Below are 7213 nucleotides of genomic sequence, written 5' to 3'. Positions count from 1 at the left end.
AGATACTCTTCAATGCAATGAATCTTAAATTCCTTGGAATACCTTCTGTTTCCACTTACAAAGGCTTCAATACCGTTCGCTTCGTACTTGGATATCCATCTATATATCTCGTCACGATTCATTCCATAAACATCTTGTAATTGAGAATAGGCAACCTTACCCGACTTATACGCTTCTATGATTTCTATTTTCTTCTCTGGAGTGAATTTTATTTTGCCCATAAAAAATCCTCCTAAAGTAGATTTTGGTTTTTTCCATGGTCTACTTTAGGAGGATCATATCATGTTTTACAGGCGGCAGCCTTGCTTTTTGTGTTTGAACGGGTCTCTCACCGCTCCGGTTATGCACCTTTTCGGTACTTCAATAGATGCCGCAAAAAACGCTAACTTTTCGTTTCGGTTTCCAATATCAAAAAAGTTACAAAAAAGCCGCCGTTTCAAACGAAACAGCGGCTTAATTTGGTACGCCCGATGCGATTCGAACGCACGGCCTTTGGAGTCGGAGTCCAACGCTCTATCCAGCTGAGCTACGGGCGCGGGTACAAATAGTATTATACCATTTCTCCTGCGTTTTGTAAAGTGTTCTCATCAGGCTTTTTCTTTTTCCGTTTTTTATAGCGATCCTCTTCCGAAAAGACGCAGCCGCAATACTTCTGCATATACAGCCCCAGTTCCCGTGCTTTCTCCTGTCCTTCCCGAAAACGGGGCGAAAAATCACGGTGCAGATAGGTCACGCCATACTTTTCGGCTGCCCGCTCCGCAGCGCGGCGCATCAGTTCGTGGTTTTGATACGGGCTGACAAACAGTGTCGAAGTAAACTGATCAAACCCATGCTCCGCCGCATAGCGCGCGGTTGCATCAAACCGCAGATCATAGCAAAATGTGCACCGGTTATCAAAATTCGGATATACGCCTTGAATAAACCGCCGCAAACCGTATTCATTTTCGATCTCCAGCTTAAGATCTATGCTCTTCGCATACTCCACCAGCGTATTTTTACGCATTTTATATTCGGTGAACGGATGGATATTCGGATTAAACCAAAAGCCCACCGGTTCAATGCCCTCCTGCCGCAGCGTGTCGATACAGGCGATCGAGCATGGCGCACAACAGATGTGCAGTAGTGTTTTCATACAAAATCACTCTCCTGTCGGATATTCTATCACATTTTCCGCCGCTTGCAAAGCCCGCCCGAAACCGCTATACTGTTCTTACAGAATAATGAAGGAGGCAGTCCCATGCAAGCATATCAATTTTTGATCGGCGCTATGTTTATTGCAGCCGCGATCCTGATCGCCGGAGTGCTGATCGCCGACGCGATCGCAGGCGGTCCGTTTTCTGCTATGCTCGCTACCCTGCACTAACCAAACACCTAAACTGGAGGTTTACCGAGCATGAAAGATATCGCATATTACAACGGGCAGATCGGCCCGATCGACGAGGTGAAAGCGCCGGTCACCGACCGCGGCTTTTATTTCGGAGACGGCGTGTATGAAGCCGCCATTGTCCGCGGCGGACGCATTTTTGCACTGTCCGACCACCTCGACCGCTTTTACAGCAGCCTTTCCCTGCTGCGCATCGCGCCGCCGCTGGAAAGGGACGCATTTGCCGCGCTGCTGCTCAACTTATGTCAAAAAGTCGATGGCGACGGCATCCATGTCCTTTACTGGCAGGTCACACGCGGCAATGCACACCGCCGCCACACCTTCCCGCAGGATGTTAAGCCCAGCCTGATGGCCTTTGTGGAACCGGCCGGCCTTGATCCGGTGGACAAGCCCATGCGTCTGCTCTCCATGGAGGATACGCGCTTTTTCCACTGCAACATCAAAACCCTCAATCTGGTGCCCAATGTGATGGCGCTGCAGCAGGCTGCCGAAGCCGGCTGCGAAGAGGTCGTCTATCACCGCGGCGACCGGGTAACCGAAGGCGCGCATTCCGGCCTTGCCATCCTGAAGGACGGCGTATTCTGCACCCCGCCGGCGGACGAGCTGATCCTGCCCAGCGTGACCCGCCTGCACTGCCTGCAGCTATGCGATCAGTTGGGTATCCCGGTGCGCATCGCGCCTTTTACCGTGGACGAACTGAAAAATGCGGATGAAGTTCTCATCCTATCCACCGGCTCGCACTGTGTGCCTGCCTGTGCGCTGGACGGACAGCCCATCGGCGGCAAGGACCCTGCGCTGCTGCACCGGCTCCAGCAGGCCTATCAGGAAAAGTTCACAGCCGAAATGGGCTGACCCCACCAAAAGGAGAACCAATCATGCCTTCTATTGTCATCATCGGCGGCGGACCGGCCGGACTGAGCGCTGCGATTTATGCGGCCCGCGCCAATGTACCGACCACCGTCCTTTATCAGGACGGTGGCGCGCTTGCCAAAACCGATCGCATCGAAAACTACTTCGGCTTCCCCCAGCCGCTCAGCGGCGCCGAGCTGCTGGCACAAGGCCAAGCACAGGCCGCACGTTTGGGCGCTGCACTGGTGCAGACCGAAGTGACCGGCATCGAATATGCGGCGCAGGGCTTTTCCGTCAGAACCACGGCGGGTACTTACGAAGCAGATGCTGTCATCCTTGCCACCGGTGCACCGCGTTCCGCCCCCAAGCTGCCGGGCATTGCCGAGCTGGAAGGGCGCGGCGTGAGCTACTGTGCGGTGTGCGATGCTTTCTTCTACCGCGGCAAGGCCGTCGCCGTACTTGGTCAAGGCGAATATGCGCTGGAGGAAGCGCGCGTGCTGCTGCCGGTAGCTGCTTCGGTCACCCTGCTGACCAACGGCAGCACTGCACCCGCGTCCCTGCCGGACGGACTGCAGCTCGATCCCCGTCCGGTTGCCGCCATTACCGGCACAGATAAAGTGACACAGATCGACTTTGCAGACGGCGCTCCCCTGCCGGTAGACGGGGTCTTTATCGCCTACGGCACCGCCGGCAGCGGCGATTTTGCCCGCAAGCTGGGTGCACAAACCGAAAACGGAAAAATTGTAACCGATGCGGACGGCGCAACCGCCGTGCCCGGCTTATTTGCCGCAGGCGACTGCACCGGCGGTTTGCTTCAGGTTGCCAAGGCTGTGGCGGACGGTGCGCAGGCCGCGCTCCGTGCCGTCAAGTTTATCCGTACATAGCACCGTGGCAGTCAACTGCATCCTGCCGTAAACGAAAAAAGGTCAGGTATATATGCCTGACCTTGCGCCTGTCTAAAAGCTTCGTTTTCCGACAATCGACAATCTATGTTTGGAGCTTGCCAAACGCGGAAGAAAAAAGTTCCCTTAGGGGAACTTTTTTTCTTTTCCTTACAGCAGCGACAGTATCTGCGCCTTGGGCATAGCGCCGACCGCCTTATTGACGACCGCACCTTCCCGCATAACGACCAATGTCGGAATACTCATCACACCAAACTGCTGCGCCAGCGCGGGCTGCTCATCCACATTGATCTTGCCGACCTTGATATCATCGCGTTCGTCCGCAATCTCATCCACGATCGGCGAAACCATGCGGCAGGGACCGCACCAGCTTGCCCAAAAATCCAGCAGCACGGGCTTGTCCGACTGCATGACCTCGCTTTGGAAATTATCCATCGTGATTGTAAGAACTGCCATAGCAAACACTCCTTTATATTAGTTTGTCATCAATTCATAATAAAATGCATATTGCTGCATCACACCCGCAAAGCCTTTATACCGACGCATCGGGAACCCCTTGGGATAATGCGCGTCGAGCATCTGCCGGATATGCGTATCAACCGGAAACGCATCAATGTGGTGCAGCGCAAACAGGCAGATGCATTCCGCCACCTTGACGCCCACGCCGGTCAGCCGCATCAGCTCCGCCCGTGCAGCGGTGTATTTCATGCCGCGCACAGCATCCAGATCCACCTCGCCCGCGGCGACCTGCCGGGCCGCTGCCGCAATGTACTTCGCACGATACCCCAAACGGATTGGCGCCAGATCTTCCGCCGTGCAGCCCGCCAGCCGTTCCGCTGTGGGAAAGGCATGATATACCTCTCCATGCTTATTATAACAGGTTTCGCCAAAAAGGGTACACAAGTTTTCCACACATTTCGTGATGCGTCCGATATGGTTCTGTTGGGAAATGATAAAACATACTATCGTTTCCCACAGCTCCTGCCGCAGGATACGCAGACCGCTGCCCACATGAACGGCAGCCTGCAAATACGCATCCCGTTTGGCCACTGCCTGCTTGTAATGTCCGTAATCTGCATCCAAATCGAAATACGGCCGCCACACTGTTTCGAACTCTGCTTCTGTGCATTCGAATCCTACCATCTGCCCACGCTGTACGATCTCTATATACCGTCCGCCTGCAACCAGGGCATACCGTCCCTCCGCCAGCGGGCGGAAGCGGAAGCACTGTCCCGATCGTGCGATTTGCCCGATATCAAAATCCGCAAGCACCTGCTCGGTCATGGACGCATCGCCTCATGCTCCGCAGCCAGCTCTTCATAAAGCTGATGGAACAGCCATCCCAGATTGGTCTCGGTCACAACCGCCTTATACGGCACGGATACCCCATGCTGCCGCATTTCACGCAGCAGAATCTCCAGCCGTTTATCAGTGAAGCCGTCCATCACCAGCACCGGCTCCGCCAACACCGGCGTTTCCGGCTGTTCCCGCACATCGAACCCTTTCCGGCCCAGCAGAAAGCCCACGGTCTGCCCCACTGCGTCCGGCGCAACATTGCGGATACGCGCCCCCATCCGCACCAGAATGGATTTGAGCGCTGTGGTCCGCCCGCCGCCCTTTGGGTCGTAATATAACACTGTTTCACGGGATACCGGCATATCGGCCCCCTCCTTATCCTGTTGGATTGGGCGGTGTGCCGCCCTCTATCGGTATTGTAGCACAGACAATCAGGTCTGTCATCCCTGTCTCCGCTTGACACCACAATTATATACCCTTATAATATATAATTAGCATAGGCTAACCGAGTTGTCAACCCTTGTCCCGGATTTTTTCCCTATGCAGGAGGTCTTTTGATGAAACAAGCTTTGCTTTGGGCAGCAGTCGGCACCGGCTTCACTTTTTTGATGACCGCGCTCGGCTCTGCCATGGTATTTTTTGTTCGGCGCCGCGCCGGCACACAGATGCAGCAGATTTTTCTCGGTTTTGCGGCCGGTGTGATGATCGCCGCCTCGGTGTGGAGCCTGCTGATCCCCGCCATCGAAGAGGCAGAAGCCGCCGGTTTGACCGGCTGGCTTCCGGCTGCCGGCGGGCTGGTGCTGGGCATTGCACTGATGCTGCTGCTCGACGGTCTGCTCCCTCATCTGCACAGCGGCGCGGCACAAGCCGAGGGTTTGCCCAGCTCGCTGCGGCGCACTACACTGCTGGTGCTGGCTGTCACACTGCACAATATTCCGGAAGGGATGGCGGTCGGCCTGTCCTTTGCCCGCGCAGCACAGCACAGCGGAGACACCGGCCTGCTGGCTGCTGCCGGTGCGCTTGCCCTCGGCATCGGCATACAGAACTTTCCCGAGGGGGCAGCGGTTTCACTGCCGCTGTGTCAGGAGGGGCTGTCCCGCCCGCGCGCCTTTTTGCGCGGTGCTGCCAGCGGTCTGGTGGAGCCTATTTTTGGCGTACTGGTTGTGCTGGCAGCGGCTCAGCTCACCCCGGTCATGCCATGGCTGCTGTCCGCAGCAGCCGGTGCGATGCTGTATGTGGTGGTTGAGGAGTTGATTCCCGCTGCCCACCTCGGCGAACACTCTCATACCGGTACGCTTGGCGTAATGGCCGGTTTTCTGGTGATGATGATTTTGGATGTTGCACTGGGATAAACGAGAAAAAGTCAGGCATATATCCTGACTTTTTCTGCATTTATGCCGCAAATATTGCTTTGTGCACGCTGCCGCGCTTAATACCGGTACCGCTTCCGATACCGGAAAAATGCTGCCGCCGACAGAACCAGCGCCATCAGCTCTGCCGCAGGCGTTGCCAGCCAGATACCGTTTACGCCGAACAGGGCAGGCAGTGCCAGCATGGTGATCAGCATGAACACGAACGAACGCGAGAACGCCAGTACCGCGGAAACCACACCGTTGGATAGGGCGGTAAACAGGCCGCTTGCAAAAATATTAAACCCGATAAACGCCAGTGCAGCCGTACAGATTCGATTCCCCGTCACCGCCAGCTGATACACCGGATGATCCGGACGGGTGAACACCGATACCAACGGCTCGGTTACCGCAAAGGAAAGCACCATCGTTGCCACCGAGATCACCGCGATCACCAGCAAGCTGGTATGCACCAGCCGATGCAGCTTTTCATGGTTCTGTTCCCCATAATAATAGCTGATCATCGGCGCAACGCCATAGGAGTAACCGGTATACAGCGAGCTGGCGAACATCAATACGTACATGATAATGGTAATGGCTGCAACGCCATCCTCCCCCACATAGTGCAGCATGGTCCAGTTAAACAGCAGGGTGATGATGCCGGTCACCAGCGTTGTGGCCATCTCGGATGAACCGTTAACGGCGGCCTCCCGCAGCACACCCAGCCGGAACACCGGCTTTTGGAAATGCAGCAGCCCATCCCGGCGGGCAAATACCACCAGCCCCACCACCGCTGTGACTGAGTACCCCAGCCCGGTCGCTACCGCCGCGCCGCCGATACCGGTATCCAGCAAAGCCAGGAACACATAATCGAGCACGATATTGAGCACGCCGCCCGACACCGAACAAACCATGGACAGCATCGACTTGCCCGCGGCAATCATATACAGGGTAAAATTATTCATCAGCAGGATCGGCACCGTAAAAATCAGATACCTGCTGAGATAGGTGCGGCAGTAAGCTGCAACCGCTTCGGACAGACCTGCGCGGCTGAATATCAGATCCAGACACAGGTAACCCAACCCGCACATCACCAATCCCACAACCGCATTCACGATGATCAGCGCGGTAAAATCCTGCCGGGCTTCCTCCTGCCGTCCGCCGCCCATTTTGCGCATGATAACCGCACTGCCGCCCGTTGCCAGCATGGTGGAAATTGCTGTGACCAGCGAGATCACCGGCGCTGTCAGGTTGATGGCGGAAAGCGCCTCCGTTCCAATCAAGTTGGAAACAAACAATCCATCCACCATCGTATAAAAGGACATAAACACGGTCATCGCAATGGTCGGCACCGCGAACTTCATAATATTGCCCAATGTCACCGGTTTTTGGTATACACTGTTTTCCGGCTGCTGCATAACATCCTCCCTCAT

Annotated in this window: 10 protein-coding genes and 1 tRNA gene; 4 read left to right on the top strand and 7 right to left on the bottom strand. The window is 55.6% G+C overall.

Going from position 1 to position 7213, the window contains the following annotated elements; translation table 11 throughout:
* The 3 genes from T363_RS0106030 to T363_RS0106020 form a co-directional block, all read right to left on the bottom strand.
* Nucleotides 1-221: helix-turn-helix domain-containing protein (locus T363_RS0106030; protein WP_031474218.1), on the bottom strand; the 221-nt coding region annotated here is incomplete at its 3' end.
* 238 nt (nucleotides 222-459) lie between these two features.
* Nucleotides 460-536, bottom strand: a tRNA-Arg gene (locus tag T363_RS0106025).
* A 14-nt stretch (nucleotides 537-550) separates the two neighbouring features.
* Complete coding sequence (locus tag T363_RS0106020) at nucleotides 551-1132, bottom strand: epoxyqueuosine reductase QueH (protein ID WP_034971825.1); 582 nt, start codon at nucleotides 1130-1132, stop codon at nucleotides 551-553.
* A gap of 105 nt (nucleotides 1133-1237) precedes the next feature.
* Here T363_RS0106020 and T363_RS16705 point away from each other — a divergent pair, with 105 nt between their 5' ends.
* The 3 genes from T363_RS16705 to T363_RS0106005 are packed head-to-tail and all read left to right on the top strand — an operon-like array spanning nucleotide 1238 to nucleotide 3117.
* Nucleotides 1238-1363 carry a hypothetical protein gene (locus tag T363_RS16705; RefSeq protein ID WP_278246991.1) on the top strand — a complete coding sequence of 42 codons (126 nt, stop codon included), beginning with the start codon at nucleotides 1238-1240 and terminating at the stop codon, nucleotides 1361-1363.
* Nucleotides 1364-1393: 30 nt separating this feature from the next.
* Entirely contained in the window at nucleotides 1394-2236 is an 843-nt protein-coding gene (locus T363_RS0106010; RefSeq protein WP_031474214.1) for an aminotransferase class IV, read from the top strand.
* Nucleotides 2237-2259: 23 nt separating this feature from the next.
* Nucleotides 2260-3117, top strand: a complete 858-nt coding sequence (locus T363_RS0106005; protein ID WP_031474212.1) for an NAD(P)/FAD-dependent oxidoreductase — start codon at nucleotides 2260-2262, stop codon at nucleotides 3115-3117.
* Nucleotides 3118-3285: 168 nt separating this feature from the next.
* Here T363_RS0106005 and trxA read toward each other — a convergent pair whose 3' ends face one another.
* From trxA to T363_RS0105990, 3 genes are read right to left on the bottom strand one after another with little or no spacing between them, the layout of a single operon-like run.
* Nucleotides 3286-3591: a thioredoxin gene (gene trxA / locus T363_RS0106000; RefSeq protein WP_031474210.1), complete on the bottom strand. Its 306-nt coding sequence runs from the start codon at nucleotides 3589-3591 to the stop codon at nucleotides 3286-3288.
* Nucleotides 3592-3609: 18 nt separating this feature from the next.
* Nucleotides 3610-4419 (bottom strand): DNA-3-methyladenine glycosylase family protein, encoded by an 810-nt coding sequence (locus tag T363_RS0105995; RefSeq protein ID WP_031474208.1) that lies wholly within the window; start codon nucleotides 4417-4419, stop codon nucleotides 3610-3612.
* Entirely contained in the window at nucleotides 4416-4793 is a 378-nt protein-coding gene (locus T363_RS0105990) for a DUF3783 domain-containing protein (RefSeq protein WP_031474206.1), read from the bottom strand. The genes T363_RS0105995 and T363_RS0105990 overlap by 4 nt, the downstream gene beginning before the upstream one ends.
* Nucleotides 4794-4988: 195 nt before the next feature.
* On the opposite strand from T363_RS0105990, the gene T363_RS0105985 reads away from it, so the two are divergent.
* Nucleotides 4989-5783, top strand: coding sequence for a ZIP family metal transporter (locus T363_RS0105985; protein ID WP_031474204.1), 795 nt, complete (start codon nucleotides 4989-4991; stop codon nucleotides 5781-5783).
* A gap of 77 nt (nucleotides 5784-5860) precedes the next feature.
* Here the strand turns inward: T363_RS0105985 and T363_RS0105980 are convergent, their stop codons facing one another.
* Nucleotides 5861-7198 (bottom strand): MATE family efflux transporter, encoded by a 1338-nt coding sequence (locus T363_RS0105980; RefSeq protein WP_034971821.1) that lies wholly within the window; start codon nucleotides 7196-7198, stop codon nucleotides 5861-5863.
* Between the last annotated feature and the right edge of the window lie 15 nt (nucleotides 7199-7213).

Source organism: Agathobaculum desmolans ATCC 43058, assembly GCF_000701665.1.
Taxonomy (GTDB): domain Bacteria; phylum Bacillota; class Clostridia; order Oscillospirales; family Butyricicoccaceae; genus Agathobaculum; species Agathobaculum desmolans.
This window is presented reverse-complemented; position numbering and strand designations above follow the sequence as displayed.

Excerpts from the sequence above, each read along its gene's own strand:
- T363_RS0106010 (WP_031474214.1), top strand. The coding sequence starts at position 1,394 with ATGAAAGATATCGCATATTACAACGGGCAGATCGGCCCGATCGACGAG.
- T363_RS0106020 (WP_034971825.1), bottom strand. The coding sequence starts at position 1,132 with ATGAAAACACTACTGCACATCTGTTGTGCGCCATGCTCGATCGCCTGT.
- trxA (WP_031474210.1), bottom strand. The coding sequence starts at position 3,591 with ATGGCAGTTCTTACAATCACGATGGATAATTTCCAAAGCGAGGTCATG.
- T363_RS0106005 (WP_031474212.1), top strand. The coding sequence starts at position 2,260 with ATGCCTTCTATTGTCATCATCGGCGGCGGACCGGCCGGACTGAGCGCT.
- T363_RS16705 (WP_278246991.1), top strand. The coding sequence starts at position 1,238 with ATGCAAGCATATCAATTTTTGATCGGCGCTATGTTTATTGCAGCCGCG.
- T363_RS0105985 (WP_031474204.1), top strand. The coding sequence starts at position 4,989 with ATGAAACAAGCTTTGCTTTGGGCAGCAGTCGGCACCGGCTTCACTTTT.
- T363_RS0105980 (WP_034971821.1), bottom strand. The coding sequence starts at position 7,198 with ATGCAGCAGCCGGAAAACAGTGTATACCAAAAACCGGTGACATTGGGC.
- T363_RS0105995 (WP_031474208.1), bottom strand. The coding sequence starts at position 4,419 with ATGACCGAGCAGGTGCTTGCGGATTTTGATATCGGGCAAATCGCACGA.
- T363_RS0105990 (WP_031474206.1), bottom strand. The coding sequence starts at position 4,793 with ATGCCGGTATCCCGTGAAACAGTGTTATATTACGACCCAAAGGGCGGC.